The 21420-nt window shown below is 46.6% G+C and carries 20 protein-coding genes; 12 read left to right on the forward strand and 8 right to left on the reverse strand.

Annotated elements, in window-relative coordinates; all coding sequences use genetic code 11:
* Positions 1-84: 84 nt before the first annotated feature.
* The gene (locus tag AC5ELV_RS17980) at positions 85-663 is read right to left on the reverse strand and encodes a TetR/AcrR family transcriptional regulator (RefSeq protein ID WP_493431262.1); all 579 of its coding nucleotides are present in this window, start codon (positions 661-663) and stop codon (positions 85-87) included.
* 188 nt (positions 664-851) lie between these two features.
* On the opposite strand from AC5ELV_RS17980, the gene AC5ELV_RS17985 reads away from it, so the two are divergent.
* Complete coding sequence (locus AC5ELV_RS17985) at positions 852-2075, forward strand: MFS transporter (RefSeq protein ID WP_493431263.1); 1224 nt, start codon at positions 852-854, stop codon at positions 2073-2075.
* 17 nt (positions 2076-2092) lie between these two features.
* Here the strand turns inward: AC5ELV_RS17985 and AC5ELV_RS17990 are convergent, their stop codons facing one another.
* On the reverse strand, positions 2093-2521 hold the full coding sequence (locus tag AC5ELV_RS17990; protein WP_493431264.1) for a DUF3995 domain-containing protein: 429 nt from the start codon (positions 2519-2521) through the stop codon (positions 2093-2095).
* Positions 2522-2533: 12 nt separating this feature from the next.
* A complete protein-coding gene (locus tag AC5ELV_RS17995) occupies positions 2534-3097 on the reverse strand; it encodes a TetR/AcrR family transcriptional regulator (protein WP_493431265.1) in 564 nt (187 codons plus the stop codon).
* Positions 3098-3645: 548 nt separating this feature from the next.
* Here AC5ELV_RS17995 and thrS point away from each other — a divergent pair.
* Positions 3646-5559: a threonine--tRNA ligase gene (thrS, locus tag AC5ELV_RS18000; protein ID WP_493431266.1), complete on the forward strand. Its 1914-nt coding sequence runs from the start codon at positions 3646-3648 to the stop codon at positions 5557-5559.
* Between the two features lie 160 nt (positions 5560-5719).
* On the opposite strand, the gene AC5ELV_RS18005 is transcribed toward thrS, so the two are convergent.
* Positions 5720-6520, reverse strand: a complete 801-nt coding sequence (locus tag AC5ELV_RS18005; RefSeq protein WP_023986812.1) for a GTP pyrophosphokinase — start codon at positions 6518-6520, stop codon at positions 5720-5722.
* Between the two features lie 277 nt (positions 6521-6797).
* On the opposite strand from AC5ELV_RS18005, the gene AC5ELV_RS18010 reads away from it, so the two are divergent.
* The 3 genes from AC5ELV_RS18010 to AC5ELV_RS18020 are packed head-to-tail and all read left to right on the forward strand — an operon-like array spanning position 6798 to position 8946.
* Positions 6798-7259: an S-ribosylhomocysteine lyase gene (locus tag AC5ELV_RS18010; RefSeq protein ID WP_007428584.1), complete on the forward strand. Its 462-nt coding sequence runs from the start codon at positions 6798-6800 to the stop codon at positions 7257-7259.
* Positions 7260-7264: 5 nt separating this feature from the next.
* The gene (locus tag AC5ELV_RS18015; RefSeq protein WP_250273228.1) at positions 7265-8035 is read left to right on the forward strand and encodes an SDR family NAD(P)-dependent oxidoreductase; all 771 of its coding nucleotides are present in this window, start codon (positions 7265-7267) and stop codon (positions 8033-8035) included.
* 29 nt (positions 8036-8064) lie between these two features.
* Entirely contained in the window at positions 8065-8946 is an 882-nt protein-coding gene (locus AC5ELV_RS18020; protein WP_493431267.1) for a MetQ/NlpA family ABC transporter substrate-binding protein, read from the forward strand.
* Positions 8947-8986: 40 nt separating this feature from the next.
* On the opposite strand, the gene AC5ELV_RS18025 is transcribed toward AC5ELV_RS18020, so the two are convergent.
* Positions 8987-9826: an AraC family transcriptional regulator gene (locus AC5ELV_RS18025; RefSeq protein ID WP_493431268.1), complete on the reverse strand. Its 840-nt coding sequence runs from the start codon at positions 9824-9826 to the stop codon at positions 8987-8989.
* 241 nt (positions 9827-10067) lie between these two features.
* On the opposite strand from AC5ELV_RS18025, the gene AC5ELV_RS18030 reads away from it, so the two are divergent.
* A complete protein-coding gene (locus AC5ELV_RS18030; protein WP_493431269.1) occupies positions 10068-12251 on the forward strand; it encodes an alpha-galactosidase in 2184 nt (727 codons plus the stop codon).
* Positions 12252-12494: 243 nt separating this feature from the next.
* Here the strand turns inward: AC5ELV_RS18030 and AC5ELV_RS18035 are convergent, their stop codons facing one another.
* Positions 12495-13388 (reverse strand): AraC family transcriptional regulator, encoded by an 894-nt coding sequence (locus tag AC5ELV_RS18035; protein WP_493431270.1) that lies wholly within the window; start codon positions 13386-13388, stop codon positions 12495-12497.
* Between the two features lie 157 nt (positions 13389-13545).
* On the opposite strand from AC5ELV_RS18035, the gene AC5ELV_RS18040 reads away from it, so the two are divergent.
* The gene (locus AC5ELV_RS18040) at positions 13546-14448 is read left to right on the forward strand and encodes a DMT family transporter (RefSeq protein WP_493431271.1); all 903 of its coding nucleotides are present in this window, start codon (positions 13546-13548) and stop codon (positions 14446-14448) included.
* Between the two features lie 56 nt (positions 14449-14504).
* Positions 14505-14837 (forward strand): chaperone CsaA, encoded by a 333-nt coding sequence (gene csaA, locus AC5ELV_RS18045; protein WP_493431272.1) that lies wholly within the window; start codon positions 14505-14507, stop codon positions 14835-14837.
* A 190-nt stretch (positions 14838-15027) separates the two neighbouring features.
* Here the strand turns inward: csaA and AC5ELV_RS18050 are convergent, their stop codons facing one another.
* A complete protein-coding gene (locus AC5ELV_RS18050; RefSeq protein ID WP_493431273.1) occupies positions 15028-17454 on the reverse strand; it encodes a UvrD-helicase domain-containing protein in 2427 nt (808 codons plus the stop codon).
* Positions 17455-17764: 310 nt separating this feature from the next.
* Between AC5ELV_RS18050 and AC5ELV_RS18055 the strand changes: the two genes are divergently transcribed.
* Together AC5ELV_RS18055 and AC5ELV_RS18060 are read left to right on the forward strand one after the other, a co-directional pair.
* Positions 17765-18616, forward strand: coding sequence for a zinc ribbon domain-containing protein (locus AC5ELV_RS18055; RefSeq protein ID WP_493431274.1), 852 nt, complete (start codon positions 17765-17767; stop codon positions 18614-18616).
* 65 nt (positions 18617-18681) lie between these two features.
* A complete protein-coding gene (locus AC5ELV_RS18060; RefSeq protein ID WP_029515951.1) occupies positions 18682-19470 on the forward strand; it encodes a TrmB family transcriptional regulator in 789 nt (262 codons plus the stop codon).
* Positions 19471-19477: 7 nt separating this feature from the next.
* Here the strand turns inward: AC5ELV_RS18060 and AC5ELV_RS18065 are convergent, their stop codons facing one another.
* Positions 19478-20110 carry an NUDIX hydrolase gene (locus tag AC5ELV_RS18065; protein WP_493431275.1) on the reverse strand — a complete coding sequence of 211 codons (633 nt, stop codon included), beginning with the start codon at positions 20108-20110 and terminating at the stop codon, positions 19478-19480.
* Between the two features lie 172 nt (positions 20111-20282).
* On the opposite strand from AC5ELV_RS18065, the gene AC5ELV_RS18070 reads away from it, so the two are divergent.
* Together AC5ELV_RS18070 and AC5ELV_RS18075 are read left to right on the forward strand one after the other, a co-directional pair.
* Complete coding sequence (locus AC5ELV_RS18070) at positions 20283-20576, forward strand: hypothetical protein (protein ID WP_029515949.1); 294 nt, start codon at positions 20283-20285, stop codon at positions 20574-20576.
* 70 nt (positions 20577-20646) lie between these two features.
* The gene (locus tag AC5ELV_RS18075) at positions 20647-21348 is read left to right on the forward strand and encodes a histidine phosphatase family protein (RefSeq protein ID WP_493431332.1); all 702 of its coding nucleotides are present in this window, start codon (positions 20647-20649) and stop codon (positions 21346-21348) included.
* Positions 21349-21420 lie beyond the last annotated feature (72 nt).

The following is a 21420-nucleotide window of genomic DNA, read 5'->3' on the forward strand; positions in this document are numbered from 1 at the left end:
AGTTAGCCAGAGGATCGTGGCAGGTAAAAGAAAAAGCAGCCCTCACAGAGGATACTCTGTGAGGGCTGCTTGATACCACGTCATTCAGTCCATGCCAACTCCTTTGAACGCATTCATGACTAATTGTCGCACATAGGAATCGTCTAATGGATAACCAGTTACCAGCAATCGATAAAAAACGGGCCCATAAATGAGATCGATACATAATTCAATATCGAGATTTTCCTTCAATTCTCCGCGCTCCATTCCGCGCTCAATAAGAAGCCTGGCCTCAAGTCGCCGAGGGTGGAAATATCGGGTCCGATATGCCTCTGACAATCCTGAATCAAGTTGCCCTTCGCCTATTAACTCCGTAATGATTTTACCCTCTCGACTTATTAAGAACCGCACTAAATTCGTGGCATGAATGAGAATATCATCTAATACAGAGCCCGTGTCGGGCACGGGCAATCTTGCTATGGTGGCTGACAGGAAACCATCCATCACTACGGCAGCTTTGTTAGGCCACCATTTATAAATGGTGGCTTTGCTAACTTTCGCTCGCTCAGCAATTTTTTCTACCGTAACCGCCCCAAAGCCTTGCTCCAACAGTAAATCATAGGAAGCGTTAAGGATAGATTTTTGCGTCTCGACATTACGTGGACGTCCTCTTTTGCTCTGCACTGGAATGCTCACCTTCTTAATAGATATAAGTAAACATAAAAAATAAACTATACGTTCAGTATATCAAATACCATGTAAAAATAAAAAGTTGATTTTGCCTATTTACAAAACGAAACGTTCAGTATATTATTTAACTATCGAATTAATGAACTATACGTTTAGTATTTAAATTAACGAGGAGGATTATCATGCAAAGAGAACAACAAGCCTTAGAAAGTAACCGTATCTCAAATTGGATGATGTTTTTGTTGGCAGCCGCATGCGGCCTTATTGTTGCCAACCTGTACTATGCTCAAACCCTTGTAGGACCTATTCATATTGCTATGGGTCTTTCTTCTACAGCCGCGGGCTTCATTGTCACCTTGACTCAAATCGGCTATGTGGTGGGATTGCTATTTATCGTGCCGCTCAGCGACATTATTGAAAATCGACGGCTCATGGTCGTATCGCTAATCATTACAGTCTGTGCATTGGTTGTTGCCGCTTTTGCTACCAATGCCCCGTTGTTCCTGACCGCATCCTTGTTCATTGGAATTGGATCTGTGGTAGCCCAAATACTGGTGCCGTACGCCACCTATCTAGCATCCGAAGAGCAACGCGGCCGCGTTGTTGGGAATGTCATGAGCGGACTCTTGCTAGGCATTATGTTCGCACGGCCAGTAGCAAGCTTTATCACCAGCATCTGGGGATGGCAAGCCGTATTTATTTTGTCAGCCATTGTCTTGACGCTGTTGACGTTTCTGCTCTCGCGAGCCCTTCCAGAGCGTAAGCCTGTGCCTACGGTATCTTACAGTAAATTAATTTTCTCGCTAGGCACTCTTCTGAAACAAACGCCTGCACTGCGCCGCCGTGCCCTCTATCAAGCCTGCCTATTTGGAGCCTTCAGCCTATTTTGGACTGTTGTTCCTCTACGTTTGGCGGATGATTTCGGAATGTCTCAACAAGGGATTGCATTGTTTGCTTTAGTAGGCGTAGGCGGCGCAGTAGCTGCTCCGATTGCCGGCAGATTGGCGGATAAAGGCTGGAGCAAAGGTTTAACCGGGTTAGCTATGATCATTGCAGCCTTGTCTTTTTTGCTCATCTATCTTTTTCAAAGTCATTCGACGGCTGCACTCGTACTTCTCTTTATTTCAGCGATTACACTGGATATGGCTGTATCGGGAAATCTTGTACTTGGACAGCGTGTGATTTACTCCTTGGGAAGTGAAGCGAGAGGGCGTTTGAATGGATTATTCATGTCTATTTTTTTCATAGGCGGAGCAATTGGATCATCATTAGGTGGTTGGTCGTATGCGTTAGGAGGTTGGAATTTCAGTGCTCTGATAGGAGTCGTCCTGCCTGTGCTGGCTTTGCTGTACTTTTTAACTGAGAAAGAAACGAGTGGAGACGTGCGAAAGAAACAAACCACCTGATAGAGGTCAGCTTTAAGCTATGCCGTATGCAAAAACATAATGATTAAAATGGCTGTTCCCAAGAGAAAACAAAGGGGCGAGTAGAGCATAGTGTCCCACTTTGCAAAAACAGTTCCTTTTTTTCTCTTGAAGAACCCCACCCATTTGAAATCTCCTATAGAACGTAAAATAAATACACACGACAATAAGCCTGCACCATAGGAATGAAAGGAACTGAAAAACTGGAATTGTGTAACTCCACCTAGTTCTAGGACGAACCAAGCGGCTAAAGCTAGTAAGATGGCAACAATCGATGTCCCTATTTTGGAGGGTTTAAAGAGCAAATCCGTACCCGTGCTTGGGATCGCTGCCTTAGCGCCTTTTTGTCCGCCAAATACCCAATATAGATGCATACCACTCAGTACAAATAGAATTCCGCCAACTGCCCATGTAAGTAATTCCAACATCTCACATCCTCCTTAATTGGATTCATTCGAAATCCACTCTGTCCAAACCATGTGAATATGTTGCTGAATGGCTTCGTCACTTAACGTCTCTTGCTTGTGACGCTCATACCATCCTAAGTAGTAATGGTACAACATCGATGATCTCTGAAAGGCTTTCTCTGGTTGCATTCCCTTCTGTATTAAAAGCTGCTTCATAAACTCCATTCTCATCTGTTCGACTTCATTGAGCAGGGAATAGTAACTATCATCCTTCAATGACAGTTTTCGCAGATAAAACAGAAAATCTCCTCGTTTCGTCTTCCCGAACATCTGGGTTAACAACGCTCTGATCTGCTCATCTGCGGCAGCATGGATGATGGACGCTGCAATAACCTGTTGTGTCGTCTGTTCCTTCCATGTCTCCACAATCTGTCTAATGTAGCTGCTGCGATTGTTAAAATACCAATAAAAACTACTCTTACTGCACCCTAAAGCAACGGCCATTTTCTCAACAACAAGTTGATCTATTCCACCCTGTTCAAAACATTCGATTCCTTTCTGAATCCATTGTTCTTCTGTGACAATAATTTTAGGCATCTCTCCCACTACCTTTCTGTACGGTATCGTCTAGATGAGCATTATAATACAGTGTTTTTAGAGCTGTGTAAATATGGGCACATTAGCTCCCTTAGCCAGCTGATGCATAGGAGGCATGAAATTACATAAACGCCCACTTGAAATACCTGCGAATTTGATCTATAATGCTGTAGCATATAGTGATATTCAAGGCATTGACCAAAGACATGATTTCCTTGAAGGGCCGTTCAGAGAGAAAAGACGAGGCTGAGAGCTTTTCCGGCAACCGCATGTGAAGTTACCCCTTTGTAGCCGTGACGTTGAACATGTAGCTCTGCAATCTGGCAGTGACATCAGTAAGCGCCTACCGCTTTATCCCCGTTAACGGATACCAATGGAGGGTCACGCATGTCGTGCATGAGCATGTTCCGATGAACATGAATGTACGCACAGGAGCGGGCCGAACTAGGGTGGAACCACGAGCTGAACGCACTCGTCCCTTGAGGGAGAGAGGCGTTTTTTTGCGTTCAATTTTGATATAGCACACAATTTGAATGGAGGCTTTAATCGTGAGTATTCAAGTGAAATTGCCGGATGGAGCCGTACGCGAGTACGAGCAGGGCGTAACGATCGCCGACGTGGCGGGTTCGATCAGCTCTGGGCTGAAAAAGAACGCAGTAGCAGGTAAAGTGAACGGGAAGGCTGTAGATCTGAACACCGTTTTGGATCAGAACGTTGACCTTGAAATCATTACGCTGGACGGTGCAGACGGTCTGGAAATTTATCGCCACAGTACAGCGCATTTGCTCGCTCAGGCGCTCAAACGCATTTATGGTGAGAAAAACGTGAAGCTGGGTATCGGTCCGGTTATCGACAGCGGCTTCTACTATGACATTGATATCGAAAACCCATTGTCCGTTGACGACCTGGCCAAGATCGAGAAGGAAATGACGAAGATCGCACAGGAAAATCTGCCGATTACACGTCGTGTGGTCAGCCGTGAGGAAGCCACTCGTATTTTTGGAGAGTTGGAAGATCCACTGAAGCTGGAACTGATTCGTGATTTGCCGGAAGAAGCGGAAATTACAATTTATGATCAAGGCGAATTTTTTGACCTGTGTCGTGGCCCGCATTTGCCATCTACTGGTCGCATCAAAGCTTTTAAACTGTTAAGTGTAGCGGGCGCATACTGGAGAGGCGATTCCAACAACAAGATGCTGCAACGTATCTACGGAACAGCATTCCCGAAAAAAGCACAACTGGATGAGCACCTGCATTTGCTGGAGGAAGCGAAAAAACGCGACCATCGCAAGCTGGGTAAAGAGCTGGAACTGTTCATGTTCTCCGAAGAAGCACCAGGCATGCCGTTCTACCTGCCTAAAGGTATGGTTGTCCGCACTGCATTGGAAGATTACTCCCGTGACATTCAACGTCTGCATGGCTATGAGGAAGTACGTACGCCGCTGATGATGAACAACCGTCTGTGGGAACAATCGGGACACTATGAGCATTACAAGGAAAACATGTACTTCTCCGAAGTGGATGAAACTACATTTGCTCTGAAACCGATGAACTGCCCAGGACACATGCTTGTGTTTAAAAATGAGCTTCACTCCTACCGCGACCTGCCGATTCGTATAGCCGAATTTGGACAAGTGCATCGCCATGAGCTGTCCGGCGCGTTAAACGGTATGATGCGTGTTCGTACATTCTGTCAGGATGATGCGCATATTTTCGTCACACCAGGTCAGATTGAACAAGAGATTACAGACGTAATTAAGCTGATTAACGAAATGTATAGTGTGTTCGGCTTTGACTTCACAGTGGAATTGTCCACACGTCCAGATGACTTTATGGGCGAGCCAGCGCTGTGGGATCAAGCGGAACAAGCTCTGCAAAACGTGCTGGATCACCTGGGCATCAACTATCGCATTAATGCGGGAGATGGAGCATTTTACGGTCCGAAAATTGACTTCCACATTCTCGATGCGCTCAAACGCAGCTGGCAGTGCGGAACGATCCAATTGGACTTCCAAATGCCTGAGAAATTTGACCTCACTTATGTGGGCGAGGACAACCAGAAGCACCGTCCAGTCGTTATTCACCGTGCCATCTACGGTTCGATTGACCGCTTCATGGGCATCCTGACTGAGCATTTTACAGGTGCATTCCCATTGTGGTTGGCTCCTGTTCATGCGAAGCTGTTGCCAGTATCCGAGAACTATATCGAGACTGCCAATGAGATACAGGATGCGTTGCTGCAAGCAGGTCTGCGCGTCGAAGTAGATACTCGTAATGAGAAGCTTGGTTATAAAATCCGCGAGGCGCAATTGGAGAAGGTTCCATATATGTTCGTTATCGGGGAAAATGAAAAAACAACCGGTACTGTAGCGGTTCGTAAACGCGGCGAAGGCGATCTGGGATCACTCAGCATTGCGGACATCGTAGAGAAAATCAGCACAGAGATTCGCGAGAAGCAGTAATATTTGATCGAAAAAAATGTGTAAAAGAGCCATCAAAACCATGATGAACGCGGTTTTGATGGCTCTTTATTTATGCCCAATACATAAGAATCCAGCGTGAGACTGAACCAACGTTTTTGCAGCCTCGCCTGAATTCCTAAGTTATCTTGTACACAAATACTTAGCAGGTTTGTGGCCGTGAAGTGGCGTGATCTGCAGGGAGGGAGAGTGTCTTCAAGGACGACTCTTCGGATTGTTTCGCCGGGGATTCTTCCGCATCCTGTTCCTCGCTAAGCGATAAAATTTCGCCGCGCAACTTCAGCATTTTCTGATCCAGCTCGTAGGTTGCACGTGCGGCTTCGGTCAATCCATTAACGACATGTTCAGGCACTTTCTTATCGAACTTATAGTACAAAATATGCTCCATACTGGCCCAGAAATCCATAGCCAATGTGCGCAATTGAATTTCAACCTTGATCCAGCGTGTGCCCTCAAACAGGATCAGCGGAATTTCAACAATGACATGCAGGCTCTGATAGCCGTTGGGCTTAGGATGGGCTATATAGTCCTTGACCTCCAGAATACGAATGTCTTCCCGCGTGTGAAGATGATCCATCAGACGATAAATATCTTTCACGAAAGCGCATACCACGCGCATTCCCGCGATATCATGAATTTCACGCAATATATTGTCCAAGGTGACTTCATGCCCTTTGCGCCGAACCTTTTCCACGATGCTGTGGGGCTCTTTGATCCGGGTTTTAATATGCTCAATCGGGCTAAAACCGTCTAACAGCTTCCATTCCGTCTGGATTAGCTTAATTTTATTCTTTAATTCCTCCAGAGCCAGCTGATAAAGGACGGGAATCTTCCTCCACTCCTCTAGTTGCTTGGCGTTAACACTGTTTTGATCCAGCTGTAGCTGAAATTCCTGCAAGGGTAATGGGACAGCATTCAGGTGCTTCCAATCCGGTTCATTCACAGAGCATTCTCCTAAATGAGGCTTATGATGTCCTCGATCTTTTTCGTAAAAATGCATTATCGTATACATTGTACACTATGTCAAAACCTACAGGCAAAGGAGAGACGGTCAAAGAAAAAAAGAAATACGACAAGAATTATAGTGGTAAAACCGAGTAATCCGATGTATAATTACAAAAATGCTGATTTGGGGCATTTAATTCTTTTAAAAAAACCACAAATGTAGAGTATCCATCATTAGATTAAAAATATAAATTACAGAAAAGAGGAAAATAAAAATGGCAAAAGTAGAAAGTTTTCAATTAGATCACACGATTGTAAAGGCTCCTTATGTAAGAGCAGCTGGAGTAGAGCATGACGAAAAAGGAAGCACAGTACAAAAGTATGACTTGAGATTTTTACAACCTAATGAAGACGCACTTCCGACAGCAGCTGTACATACGCTGGAGCACTTATTAGCGACGTATCTGAGAGATGAAATCAAAGGAATTATTGATATCTCTCCTATGGGATGCAGAACGGGGTTCTACTTGATTTTGTGGAATGAACATGAGCCTGAGGAAATTGCACTCGCTTTGGAAAAAACCTTGAAAAGAATTCTGGAAACGACAGAGGTTCCGGCTGTCACTGCTTTGGAATGCGGGAACTACAAGGACCACTCTCTTTTTTCAGCGCAGGAATATGTGAAGATTGTATTGGAAGCGGGCATTAGCCGCGATCCTTTCGAAAGAGTATTTTAAAATCTATGATTTCGATTGACCTATCTCATCAGACAGCGGTAGTGACAGGCGGTAAGTCAGGCATAGGCAAGGGAATTGTAGAACTTTTCATTCAAAGCGGAGCTAAAGTGATTTCTGCTGATATTTCTTATGAAGAGCCGTATAGAGTGGTCAATCCACAGTTGGTTGAAACGCAATTGGACATATCCAAACCGGATGATATCGAAAGATGGTGCGATCTACTAATCAGCGAAGCGGGAGTTCCTGATATATTGGTGAACTGCGCGGGTACTTCTACGATGGATTATGTTATTGATAGTGAGTTAGCTGATTGGGAGAAAGTATTTTCGATCAATTCAACCGGATTATATGTAACGTCCAAACGTTTTGCCAAAGAAATGGTGGCCGCTCGTAAATCAGGACGAATTATTCAAATGGCTTCGCAGGCTGGAAAAAATGGATATCGGGCGATGGGCGGATATTGTGCTTCCAAACATGCGGTTCTCGGCTTGACCAAGGTAATGGCCATTGAGCTTGCCCGGCAAAATATTTTGGTAAATGCGGTCTGCCCCGGCATTGTAGAAACGCCGATGAAGCATCGTGAACGGATTGAAGGGGGCGTCATTCGCGGAATGACCGCTCAAGAAATATACGAAGAAGATTGCTCGCAGGTACCTTTGGGGAGAACGGCCGAGGTGGAGGATGTCGCCAATGTGGTGCTGTTTCTGGCAAGTCCGCTCTCTGCATATATGACAGGACAAGCGATTAATGTTACAGGTGGAATGACGATGCACTAGCATACTAGCATGATCTGGGGGAAAACAACATGAGGAAATCGTTCGTTTTACTATTAGGGATTAGTTTATTATTGGTTGCGGCAGGATGCGGTAATAAAAGTTCAGACAGCAATGGCTCCAGCGCCGCTTCCGGTTCGGAAACGCAAAAAGTAGTCATCGGCTCCATGGGCTCTGACGCCCAGATCTGGAAGCATATTGCCCAGTCCCAGGCCGCCAAGGATGCCAAGCTGGACATTGAAGTGAAGGAAATTAACGGCGGAATTGAAACGAACAATGCGACCAAAGAAGGCGAAGTAGACGTGAATGCATTCCAATCGTGGGCGTACCTGGTTAGCTATAACAAAGAGAGCAAAGCCGATCTAAAGGCTATAGCCACAACCTATCTGGAGCCTATGGGGATTTATTCGCAAAAATTCAAAAGCATCGATGAAGTGACCGACGGGGCTCTGGTAGCTTTGGCAGATAACCCGGCCAATACAGCAAGAGGTTTAAGGTTATTGGAAGCCTCCGGTTTGATTAAGCTTAAGGCTGACTTTAATGATGCCTTGGGTACTGTCAATGATATTACTAGCAATCCTAAAAACCTAAAATTTGAACTCATTGATGACAAAACAGGACCACGAGTGATTCAAGATGTAGGCTTGGTGCTGATTGGGAATACGATTGCTTTAGAAGGGGGTCTGAATGTACTGAAAGATTCCTTGTTCCATGAGGAAATCAGTCAGGCAACCAAAAATAATATTAACGTCCTGGTGACTTCATCTGATAAGGCGAATGACAAAGGGCTGCAAAAGTTAGCGGATCTCTATCATAACGAGGATACTCAAAAATACATTAAAGATGAATTTGGCGGCACCAAAGTAGAGGTTAAAGAGCCGGTTTCTTATTTGGAAGGACAAACTTCAAAATAAGCTTATGAGGTCAGCCAGTTTTTCTGGTTGACCTCTTTTGTTAGTAGTCGGCTTGGATTTGAGCATGGGCTTCGGTTCGATAATGTTTGGGGGAGAATCCCTTTACCTTTTTAAAAATTTTCGAGAAGAGTAAAGGGTCATTATAGCCGACCGAACGGGAAATATCACCGATCGAAAGTTCAGCGTTTCCCATCAATTCACATGCTTTGTTGATCCTATAGCGAACCAAATAATCCTGAATGCTTGTGTTCACTTGTTGTTTGAATAACGAACATAAATAGCTTCGATTGAGTCCGATAAAATTTGCAATGTGCTCAATGGTAATCTTCTGAGCATAATTCATTTCGATAAAATCCTTCACTTTTTCCACGTAAATTTCCGCCCGGCTTTCCTTTTGTTCAGGAGGTGTTACCGGACCGAACTCTATAAGCTCCGATAACATTAAGCAAAGCAGACCGGTCAGTCTGGTTTCCCGAGCTTTATGGCACCCACTTGATTCGTTCATTCGCTGCAAATACTGATAAATCAAATGGTCTCCTTCAAAGTAGAGGATTGGATGCGTCATCGTTAGGCCTGCTTGCTTGAGGAGCGTTTCTGCCAGTGCCCCGTTAAAACCAAACCAGCAATAAGACCAAGGATTCACTTCATCGGCTTGATAATAAGTGATGACCTGGGGGCAGATTAGAAACCACTGACCTTTCCGCAAGCGATAACTGGACCCACCGACCTCGAAGGTACCTTCTCCGTCCAAAATATAATGGACCAGATAGTGATCTCTTATCGCAGGTCCAAAAAAGTGCCCTGATATACATTTCTCTATGCCAAACTGAGTTAGATACAATTCAGAGTGCTGCTTACTGCGTGGCAAATATTCTATCACGGCAAATCTCCTTATGTAAATTATCAAGCATTATAACATGAATAGTGAGTATCATGCCATGTACTTCATATCTTAGTTTAATATATCATTTCTGTAGACCCTATTGCGATAATATGAGGAGCTTATCAAGCTTTACACCATGTGTACTTAGTAGATGGCTTTTACAAAAAGGTTCTTCTATGCACCTTTTTAGGTGCGGATTACCGAGGGGGATTATCTAGAGGGAGGGGTTATTTTTCCAATGGGTATCGTTGTTCAAGAGCAAACGGGGCTGTTTCATCTGCAGTCATCGGACATGAGTTATATTATTCAGATTGTGGATGGATTTCCTGTACATGTATATTGGGGAGGCAGGCTGAAGCACCGTGAATCAATGGCTGATCTATTGCTTCACACTCCTGCGACGGCTGGATTGGATCGGTTGCCGCAAGAATACCCGCAGTATGGGAGCGGAGACTTCCGTAACCCTGCGTATCAAGTAGAACTTGAGGATGGAACTCGTATCACGGAGTTAAAATACGATAGTTACCGGATCATGAAGGGAAAGCCATCATTAACCGGGCTTCCGGCTGTATATATCGAGAATGAAGACGAAGCGGATACGTTGGAACTGGAGTTAAAAGATGACTTTTCAGGCCTTAAAGTGGTTCTTCTTTACACCGTCTTCGCAGATCGAAACGTAATCGCTCGTTCGGCTCGTTTGAGTAATGCGGGAGAAAAGAATCTTCGACTTCTCCGTGCTCTAAGTGCTTGTGTCGATTTTTCGGGTAAAAGCGATTTAGAGTTCATGTATCTTTCGGGAGCATGGGGTCGGGAGGGAAATATTACCCGCAAACCGATTCTTCAAGGTGAAACCCGAATTGATAGTAAAAGGGGCATGAGCAGCCATCAACTCAATCCTTTTACAGCATTGGTCACTCGGGAGACAACGGAATGCTATGGTGAGGCATTCGGCTTTAGCCTCGTCTACAGCGGGGGCTTTGAGGCGGGAGCGGAAATAGATGCATTTGGCTCTACACGGTTTAGCATCGGCGTGAACTCCTTTGACTTTTCGTGGTTACTGAGCCCAGAGGAGAGCTTCCAAACGCCAGAAGTAGTTATGGTTTACTCCGGTCAGGGACTGGGAGATATGTCGCGGACGTATCATCGCTTGTATCGGACCCGACTTTGCCGAGGGAAATATCGGGACGAAGAACGACCTATTCTGGTCAATAACTGGGAAGCTACCTATTTTGACTTCAATGCAGATAAGTTGGTATCGATAGCGAAAGAGGGGGCTGAGCTAGGCATCGAACTATTTGTCTTAGATGACGGTTGGTTCGGAAAACGGGATTCCGACAATTCGTCTCTCGGCGATTGGTACGAGGATCGTCGGAAGCTGCCAGACGGACTTGCGGATGTCGCGAACCGTATCAATCGGCTGGGGCTTAAATTCGGGCTTTGGTTTGAGCCAGAGATGATCTCTCCAGACAGCGAGTTGTACCGGAAGCATCCAGACTGGTGTCTTCACGTTCCGGGACGGAGGCGGAGCGAAGCCAGATGGCAGCTGGTGTTGGACTATACTCGCAAGGAAGTGCGCGATTTCATCTACGATTCGCTTTCGGCCATTTTCTCCAGCGTGCCAGTCTCTTATGTGAAATGGGATATGAACCGCTGTCTGACGGAAATCGGTTCCGCTGCTCTGCCGCCAGAACGACAATCCGAGACTGCTCATCGCTATGTTCTTGGATTGTATGAGCTGTTGGAGCGCATCACCACCGAATTTCCACATATTCTTTTCGAGAGCTGTTCAAGTGGCGGAGGACGCTTTGATCCAGGAATGCTTTACTACATGCCTCAAGTCTGGACTAGTGATAATACCGATGCGGTGGAACGCCTGAAGATTCAATATGGAACTAGCCTTGTCTATCCTGTAAGCGCAATCGGAGCGCATGTGTCGGCAGTTCCGAACCATCAAGTTGGACGGATAACGCCCCTTGATTTCCGAGGTGATGTCGCCATGTCCGGAAATTTCGGATATGAGCTTGATCTTACGAAATTCACCGATGAGGAAAAAGAGACGGTCAAACGCCAAATCGCAGTCTACAAGCAGATTCGTGGCTTAGTACAGAAAGGTGACTTGTATCGTCTAAAGAGTCCGTTTGAGGATAACGAATCGGCTTGGATGTTTGTTTCTGAAGACCAAGAGGATGCCATCGTCTACTATTTCCAAGTCATGGCTGTCCCGAACGCGCCTTGGCGAGTTCTCCGCCTTGACGGACTTAATCCAGAACTCGAATATGAAGTTCAGTCAGGAAATAGCGGGCAAAAGTCTATCTATGGGGGGGATAGGCTTATGAAGTTGGGGCTCCCTCTTATCTACAGACAGAAAGACTATGAAAGTGGATGGTTCAGGCTCCGGGCAATAAGGTCCGGCAAGGCTTAAAGGATCAGTACAACAGTAAACTGCCAAAAGAGAAAAAACAATTATTTAAGTTATGCCCCTTTTTGTATGAAAAGGGGCATTTTGCGCGTAGCAGCCGTACTGATCGGAGAGGGGGAAGCCTTGTTTTTTATACGAATGATGAATGACATGAAACTGAGGAAGATGTAGGAGTTACATTTGAATGTTGATTGAAAACAGGATCATCAACAGAGTAAGTCGTTACGCTGACGGCTGCTTCATTCCTTAATTAATGAATTCATTTCTAAATTTTCGGAATTCTTTAGGCGTTTTTTTATGATGTTTCTTAAAAGACTGAATGAAGTGATTTACATGATTGAACCCCACTTTGTGGGCTATTTCAGTTATTGTAGAATCTGTTGAAATTAATAACTCGCTGCTTTTCTTGATACGGTACTTAATTAAGTAGTCGTAAGGTGTCATATGAATGGTTCTTTTAAAACTACGAGTGCATTCCGAAATACTTAAATGTGCTACTTCGGCAATTTCTTGCAGTGTTATATTGTCTGAATAGTTTTGATGGATAAAGCTGAGCATCAATTGAAGTCTTTCCTGTTGTAGTTTCATGTATTTAGGTGCTTCCTCCGAAGAAAGCGAAATGTTAGAAATTATGATGAACCATAATTGTACTGTTTTAATAGAAACCTCATATTCCCACCCCCAGTTTTTTTTCATATCAAATTTCTCTTTCATATCCCAAAGCATTTGCAGTATTTGAATTTGCCATTCAACATCTCCTTTGATTACTAATGACAATAAGAGAGAGTTTGTAAAAGGCAGTACATAGTTTTTTTCCATCGCACTATCTGCATAAAAGGCCAGCAGTTTCTCCGGGAAATTAAAACTGACATATTGGCCGTTATGTGTAAGGTGTGTAGTCACGTGAAGAACACCTTTATTAATTAAAATGGCCTGACCTGTTTCTAATTCATGATCAATCCCGTTAACTTGTATCACTAGCTTCCCTTTGGTAACCAAAGTGATTTGTAGCTCCTCATGCCAATGTAAATCGTTGAATCCTCTACCTTCAGGATTACTTGCATGAATCGTATGGGTGTACATGATGTACGGAAATGAAACATCGGGATATAGAATGGTCTCATGTAATTGTTTTTCCATTTTAGCGAGGTCCTTTCTAATGACGATATTTCTATATAAATTAAAGATATAGTTACACAAAATAAATAAAAGTGGTGATATTATTATACCAGATCTTCGGCTTATCATCACAATCCTGTGCACAGGCGATTGGATAAGACCTCTTGGAGGCGTACATGTGAAAATAAATCAATCGTCGTTACCGTTTCATCCGTATATTTTGCTTTTAATCAGCATACTGTCTGTCTCTATCTCATCCATCATGATCAAATCCTCAGATACTCCAACCTCTGTGGCTGGGATGTACAGATTGTATATGTCAGTACTAATAATGCTTCCTTTTGTACCTTGGAAAATGTTCCGTACCTTAGAAATGAACAAAAAAGATTGGATTACCGTTTTCATAGCCGGTCTTTTTCTCGGGTTACATTTCTTATTCTGGATGGAATCTTTAGTATATACCTCAGTTGCGAGCTCCATGGTCATCTTATCCTTACAGCCTTTATTTGTAATGATAGGTTCATACTTTATGTTCAGAGACCGAGCCAACATATTAACCATTCTTTGTTTGATCGCCGCTCTCGTCGGTTCAATCATTATTGCTTGGGGAGACATAGGGATTTCGAGAGAGGCATTGATCGGAGATGGATTATCTTTATTAGGAACAATTTTGGTTTCAGCATATATGTTGGCAGGACAGAAAGTAAGTCACAAAATAAATGCGAATTTATATAGTGTTATTGTTTTTTTTATTGGTGGCAGCGTCATGCTGGTCTACAATTTGTTGAACCATTATTCCTTGATTGAATATGACTCGTCGGATTGGATGTATTTCTTGTTACTTGCAGTAATCCCAACTATTTTTGGACAATATATTTTCAATCTGTTGTTGAAATCAATGGGTGCAACTACGGTCTCAGTTGGTATTATTGGAGAGCCTGTTCTTGCCATAATTCTCGCCTACTTATTCTTGGGAGAAATAATCTCTGCATTTCAATTCACAGGTGGAATGATGACTTTATTCGGTATGGGGATGTATTTTTGGACAAAATCATTAAAGTATACAGTTGCAAAATATTAAATTTGTAACTGATTATCGTGAAATTTAAGAAAACAATCAATGAGGAGAATGTTTAGATGGCAACGATTGATGATTTTTTGAAACTAGATATTCGAGTTGGAACCATCATTAAAGCTGAGTTTTTTGCAGAAGCAAAAATACCTGCTATTAAACTTGAAATTGATTTTGGACAAGATATTGGTGTAAAAACTTCGAGTGCACAAATTACTAAAAGATATGTGGCTGAAGATATTATAGGGAAACAAATAATAGGTGTAGTCAACTTTCCACCTCGACGGATAGCAGGCTTTAACTCAGAGGTATTGGTTCTTGGAGGAATACCCGAAAAGGGGGATGTGGTTCTATTGAAACCAGATATCAAACTACCTGATGGAACACCTATTGGGTGATCACAAAGAGCAAGGCATTGAACTAACGGAAAACGAACGTTCAATAACGAGTTGAAACAGAAAGCGGCAGACTAGGACTTTATTTTTCACGTCCTAGCCTACCGCTCTTTCTTTTATTTGGTCTGTCCAAAGCTTTATTTGATTCATTATAGGTCTGCACAATTCTCCATACCATCTATACGCCTTATGCCTATCTGGCTGGGATGCTGCGTGTCCCCTCTGTCATTGGGGAGGCGCAGAGCGGGCACACTGGCGGCGTGCCTGTGCTAGCCGCGCTTGTACGGCGTCCGCTTGTTGTATCGCGCCGCATCCACGCTTTGCAGGCACCGTCGGAGCATTTCCACACAGGCACGTTGATGCGTGGTTCCGCTTGAGATCCTGGCACCGACGAGGTTGTCCGTGCCGTAGCGCTGCCTGGTCCCGGCCTGCTGCTCACGCGGGTCGCTGTGCCAGACGCTGGCGATCCAGCGCCAGCACGGCTGCTATACCCGGAAGCACCTTTCGCTTGGCCGAAGCTACTGCGGCGCGTGTCCGGCTTGGAAGCCTCAGGGGTGACCCCATAGGCTTCCAGCAGGAAGCGTGACACGGCGGCAGGCTTGCCATGATTAGAGGCGGGGGAGGTGATGTACAGCAACTCCTTCGCCCGGGTAACGGCCACGTAAGCGAGGCGGCGCTCTTCTTCAAGCGCTGCGTCGTTATCCACAGCCGTTGTGGGGGCGGCGCCTGCCCGCCGATCCTCCGGCAGCTCGCTGTGCAGCGCCGAGCTGTGCGGCAGAATGCCTTCGCTGGCTCCGATCCAATATACGCAAGGGAACTCCAGCCCCTTGGCGCGGTGGATCGTCATGAGCCGAACAGCATCGCTGTCTTCTTCTCTGCGCAGCGATTCCATTTGGCGGTGACGTTCGGAAAGCTCGTCCGCAAAGCTGACGAACGCCTCCACGGTGTCAAACCGCTTGGCTGCCGTTTCGAGCTCCTCCAGACTTTCTTGCATCGTTTCCTTATAATGAGTCCACGCGCCCGTATCTCCACTTTCCAAATATTTGTCATAAAAGACGCGCCGCATTTCTTGAATGGCATAGGCAGGTTTCATGGTAGTGAGACTGCGAATCAGACGAATACGCTCTTTCACCTGCTCGCGCTGAAAATCACGTAGTCGATCCCAGCGGCTGAGATGAATCAGCGGGTATTTTTTAGCCTGCTGTTTCTCCTCTCGCATAATCCATTCCATACCTGCCTCACGGGAGACGTACAGCGGCCCAAGGGTGCTCGGAATGGATTCCATACGCCGGGGATTTAGCGACAAGCGCAGGTGATCCATTAAGGGACGAATCAGAGACTGATCGTAAAATACAGCCCCTGCTCCGTACTGAATAAATGGGACATCCCGCATAATTAATTGCTCAAAAATAGATCGGCTTCCACTGGCTGTCCGGTGCAAAATAGCGATATCCCGGTAGCGCAGCCGACCTTCCTCTACCTGCCCGAGTAGATGGGTAACAATATGCCCCGCTTCCTCCTCAGGTCCGGATGGGGTGGCAAACTGCGGTGGCAAGCCTTCACGCCCGGCAGCCGAAAGACGTTTGGAGCGTCGATGAACATTTTTGGCGACAATGTTAGAGCCCAGCCCCAAAATCCGCGCATCACTGCGATAGTTAATATCCAGAGTAATGACCTTTGCATCCTTATAGACCTTGTCAAACTCCAGAATGGATTCCTGGCGTGCCCCATTAAAGGTATAGATCGTCTGATCATCATCCCCCACAACCATCAGATTGCGATGTCGGGCAGCCAACCGCTGCACCATCTCATATTGTAGGGCATTCGTATCCTGAAATTCATCGACCATGATATGCGAAAAACGTCGCTGAAGCGGCTGAAGCACATCCGGGTCACGCAGTAGTGCGGATGCACGCAGCAGAATATCGTCAAAATCCATTTTATTGCGCTCCTGTTTCCACGCTTCATAGGCGAGCATGGCACGCTTTGCATCCGATTCCTCGCGCACGGTTTCCGGCAGCTCGTCCGCGCTGCGGCCTTCCGCTTTCCAGGCGGAGAGGGCAGACAGCAGGCTTTCCGGCTGGAAAGCCTCGCTGAGTCCAAGCTGCCGCAGCATCATTTTCATGACGGTATGCTGGGCCTGCGTTTCACCGAACACTTCATCTTGCACGCCGCGATGCCGGAGCATCGCCAAAGCGAATGAGTGGAACGTGCGTGCCTGAACTGCACGTGCAGCGGCAGGGCGCACACCGGGCAATCCCGCGATACGCAGTTTCATCTCGGCAGCTGCCTTGCTGGTGAAGGTCACCAGCAGAATGGACGATGCAGGGACATCCCGCATCGCCATCAGGTAGCCTGCGCGGGCAGCCAGCACTGTGGTTTTGCCGCAGCCAGCCCCTGCAAGGGTCAGAAGGGGGCCTTTGCCGTGGCGGACGGCCTGGATCTGCGGGCGGTTCAGGTGAATGCCGGCGTTCTCTAAAGCACGAAAATAGGCCGAGTCTTGGTCGGTGTCGGGCACCAGCGTCATACTGGTATCCATGGAAGCACGACGTGCCTGAGGGCTCGACGTTGAATAAGGAACCCCGATGGGTCGGGGGTAAAAAGAAGGATTTGGGTCCATAATCCTGAAACCCCTTTCGTTCTTAAAATCTTCCATTTTCACAAATGGGGGTAGTTTTTGGTATGATAGAGTTCTAGTCAGCTTTAGCTGACGATAAGAACAAGGCGATGGACTAAAATAATGCTGAAATTCATGCGGATCTTGCCGGAGCGACAGAACGTCAATACGTTGACGCCAATGCCTATAGCCTTCAAACAGGCGATATGACCGCATTCCATTATACAGGAGTTCGAGGTTTGCCAACAGAAAAAAACTTTGGGATATACAGACGGTACAGTGAAATCCGGCTGGATATGGGGAGGAAATAACGATGAAGCTGATTCAACGTATAAAGGAAGGCGCAAATCGCGCAACAGAAAAGGCGCAGCATGCTGTCGAGATTAGTAAGATCAATTCACAAATTACAACGATTCAGCAGGAAATGGATGTTCATTTCTTACGAATGGGTCAGATCTTTTACGAAGGTTACCGCGCATCCGACATGTCGGTGGCAGAAACCGAGATGACACAGCTATCCACCGCATGTGATGAGCTTCAGGATGAAATTGACGAGCTGCGCGGTAGAATTGCAGAATTGAAGAACGCTCATTTATGCACCTGTGGAGCGGTTGTGCCTCTGGATGCGAACTTTTGCCCTAAATGCGGACGCAAGCTCAATGAAGGACAGACTGCTTCCAAACAAGTAGCTGCTGTGCGTGAAGAGGTGCCAACGGACGTCTATTCTTTTGATCTGCGCAAGCCAGAGGTAGTGAAGGATGCTGCGCCTGCATACACGGAGTACGCAGAACATGAAGTAGTGGATCGGCATGAACAGGAACAGGATGAGCGGTATGAAACACACGAACCAGCGGGACTAGACCGCGATTACACAGTGTCTGATTTTACACCGGAGGAAAAAGCGGCATTCGACGCTGAGTGGGAGCGCCGTCGTCAGGAAGATCTGGAGAAAGAACACCGTCGTCTTGAAGAACTGGCACGCGAGCGGGAGCGTCAGGAGGAGCTGGACGAGCGGATTCGATATTGGAAGGCCAACAACTCCGGGGCTGAGAAACCGGCAACGCCGTCTGCACAAGTACGTGAAAATGTAAAATGCCAAATCTGCACTGCAGAACTACCCAAAGGGTCCAAGTGGTGCCCGCGTTGCGGAGCTGAACAGATTTGACGCAGCCGAACAGGCTGCTGCAGGACACAGACATAACGCCGGGCAGCATAGGGGGAACAGAATATATGGAGCGTTTGCTGCATCATCTGCGGAATCTGGGTTTTACGGAAATGGAAGCCAAGGTTATGGTCGAGCTTTCGAGGCAAAATGCGGCTTCCGGCTATGAAGTGGCTAAGCGTCTGGGTGCATCACGCTCCAACGTGTACGCGGCTTTACAGCGTTTGGCCGGGCAGGGATACCTCAGAACCAGTGCGGGAGAGCCTGTACGTTACAGCATGCTGCCACCGGCTGAATTGACCCGGATGATCGAAGGACAAATGCAGGAGTCTCTACGCGCAGTGGAGAAGGAAATGCCACGAACAGAACCAACCAAGCCGACCTTTTATAATGCGGAAGGCGATCGGAAGGTACTGGAAAGTCTGACACGTGAATTGGAACGGGCAGAGCATGAGATTGTGTTGGATTTGTGGCGCGAGGAAGCCGAACTGCTGCGGACAGAGTTGGAGAAAGCCGAGAGTCGAGGTGTGCGTCTGCTCTGGTCCTGCGATAACGGGGAAAGCATGATGGGACCGTGGTTACCGCTTAGGTCTGGTACAGACGGACAGGAACCAGCAGGGCGCAAGTTTTCTTTTGTTATTGATCGGCGTTGGTGCATGCTGGGTATGCGGGGAGAGAATTGCCCGACACAGGCGCTTATTACCGAGCATCCGGTAATGACAGGCCTGCTGCTTAATCATTTTGCTCAGGATCTTATTCTGTATGAGCTGGAGCATGATATGGGCAGAGAGCTGTCGACCCGGTATGGCTGGCGGTATGAAGGCATTATCGGCAAATATATGTCAGCTGGAGAATAGCTAAAGATTACCGGGTAGGAAGTTCCATCAGTGCCCGGCATATAGATGTAATATAGCCCGTCTTATGAGGCACGAATTGATCCGATGTGATCAGGCGGCGAGTTTTTTCTGGGTTCGGCCCTGACGTAATGCCTTGGGCTTCGATAAAGGGAATATGGCCTTCAAAAAGGGCCAGTGCTTGGTCAAGATCTGCTTCGTACAGTCCGGCTACTTCTTCTTGCTGGAGATGATAAGCTTCCAATGGCTGGTTCGATAGCAGTCCAAACACCGAGCTAATCTCCCGATCCCAAAAAGAGGTGCCCTGGGCGGTACCTTTGCTTTCATACCGAACGGTCATCAGCGGTGTTAATGAGGTAAAGGGAACATGAATGCCCAGTTCTTCCTCCAGCTCGCGAGCCGCCTGAGACATATTTTCGCCTGCTGTCAAATGACCGGCTGCTGTAATATCGTAGCATCCGGGGAAGGTATCCTTCGTATCCTGACGCTGTTGGAATAGCAAGCGACGGCCTGTCGAAGCGTCTCGTGCTAGCCAGCAGTGAAAGGTATGGTGCCAGTATCCCTTGGCATGTGCGTCTTGTCGGGAAGCTGTGCCAAGGGGGTTGTCTTCATCATCGTAGATATCGAGAAGCTCGCTAGTCATCGTGGTTCCTCCTATAGTAAGCAGAAATCAAAGGTCTACTTTACAGTATAACGTGTTTTCTGTCCTGACGATATGAAGGCGGGTGTGGAATGTGGAGTGGCATTTGGGGTATGCTGGGAACATAAGGATTTGCAACATCACACAGGTTTATGATTGAAAGGAGCGATTTTACATGGAATGTATAGTACATTTTCGAGTCATGCATCCGGAGGAACCCAAGGAACTCCGCGGATTGATTATGCTGGAAAGCGGGGGCAAGCCGGGGATTGATCAAATCACGGATATGTTCAAAAATATGGGCTATGATGTCCGCCCAGACAATCCGGAGGAATTGATTTTTAAACCAGTCGATGTCAGAGCCAATTATACATATATCCGGGTTATTGAGCTGGATACGGGTGAGGAAGTCTACCAGGAAGACAGGGATTTGCGCGCGATTTTGGAAACTTTGCTGAATAAACGTTAAGATCAGGAAAACTAATCGATGTAATGAGATAAAGCGATCCTGTCGCCATTCATAGGAACGGAGAACAATGATGAGATTGTATATTATCCGACACGCAGACCCCGATTACCCCAACAACACCATCACGCCGGAGGGGCATTTGGAAGCCCAGGCACTGGCCAAGCGGCTTTCCAGTCACGGACTGGATCGAATTTATGCCTCTCCTTTGGGGCGGGCTTTGGATACGATGCGCTACACCGCCGAGTCTCTAGGTATGACTCATGAAGTGGAACACTGGACGCAGGAGCTGGCTCTAAAGCTGGAGGAAACTCCATATGGCCGTCTTTCTCATTGGGATTTGCCCGGTGAAGTGATCCGTTCCGAGTTGCCCCTGCCGACCCATGACTCTTGGCAGGAGATTTCCTATTATCAGGGAACGCAAAGCCCTGAAACCTTCGAGCGGCTGAAGCTTCATTCTGATGAATTTCTGAAGCGGCAAGGCTTTGAGCGGGTGGAGGGCAGGTATCGGATTCTGAAGCACACCGAAGATCAGGTGGCCGTATTTTGTCATGGCGGCTTTGGGTTGACCTGGCTTGCTCATCTGTTGGAACTGCCATTGGCCTTGGTCTGGTCCGGTTTTTGGATGCCGCCTAGCTCCGTAACCACGATCTTGTTTGATGAGCGCTCCCAGGAATGGGCAGTTCCCCGTTGCATCGGCTTCGGTGATGTTTCCCATCTGTACGCTGAGGGCTTGCCCGTCAGACCCCGTGGCATTATCACCAATTTCAACTAATTGGATTTTTTATACCATGCCAAAACGGCTTAAGACGATACACCGTCTTAAGCCGTTTATTGTAGTCGTATA

The sequence above is a fragment of the Paenibacillus sp. NMA1017 genome (genome assembly GCF_058895805.1).

Bases quoted from the DNA above. Each gene is read 5' to 3' on its own strand.
- AC5ELV_RS18075 (WP_493431332.1), top strand. From the start codon at position 20,647: ATGAGATTGTATATTATCCGACACGCAGACCCCGATTACCCCAACAAC.
- AC5ELV_RS18050 (WP_493431273.1), bottom strand. From the start codon at position 17,454: ATGGACCCAAATCCTTCTTTTTACCCCCGACCCATCGGGGTTCCTTAT.
- AC5ELV_RS17990 (WP_493431264.1), bottom strand. From the start codon at position 2,521: ATGTTGGAATTACTTACATGGGCAGTTGGCGGAATTCTATTTGTACTG.
- AC5ELV_RS18010 (WP_007428584.1), top strand. From the start codon at position 6,798: ATGGCAAAAGTAGAAAGTTTTCAATTAGATCACACGATTGTAAAGGCT.
- AC5ELV_RS18030 (WP_493431269.1), top strand. From the start codon at position 10,068: ATGGGTATCGTTGTTCAAGAGCAAACGGGGCTGTTTCATCTGCAGTCA.
- AC5ELV_RS18065 (WP_493431275.1), bottom strand. From the start codon at position 20,110: ATGACTAGCGAGCTTCTCGATATCTACGATGATGAAGACAACCCCCTT.
- AC5ELV_RS18055 (WP_493431274.1), top strand. From the start codon at position 17,765: ATGAAGCTGATTCAACGTATAAAGGAAGGCGCAAATCGCGCAACAGAA.
- AC5ELV_RS18035 (WP_493431270.1), bottom strand. From the start codon at position 13,388: ATGGAAAAACAATTACATGAGACCATTCTATATCCCGATGTTTCATTT.
- AC5ELV_RS17995 (WP_493431265.1), bottom strand. From the start codon at position 3,097: ATGCCTAAAATTATTGTCACAGAAGAACAATGGATTCAGAAAGGAATC.
- AC5ELV_RS18060 (WP_029515951.1), top strand. From the start codon at position 18,682: ATGGAGCGTTTGCTGCATCATCTGCGGAATCTGGGTTTTACGGAAATG.
- AC5ELV_RS18015 (WP_250273228.1), top strand. From the start codon at position 7,265: ATGATTTCGATTGACCTATCTCATCAGACAGCGGTAGTGACAGGCGGT.
- csaA (WP_493431272.1), top strand. From the start codon at position 14,505: ATGGCAACGATTGATGATTTTTTGAAACTAGATATTCGAGTTGGAACC.
- AC5ELV_RS18070 (WP_029515949.1), top strand. From the start codon at position 20,283: ATGGAATGTATAGTACATTTTCGAGTCATGCATCCGGAGGAACCCAAG.
- AC5ELV_RS17985 (WP_493431263.1), top strand. From the start codon at position 852: ATGCAAAGAGAACAACAAGCCTTAGAAAGTAACCGTATCTCAAATTGG.
- AC5ELV_RS18020 (WP_493431267.1), top strand. From the start codon at position 8,065: ATGAGGAAATCGTTCGTTTTACTATTAGGGATTAGTTTATTATTGGTT.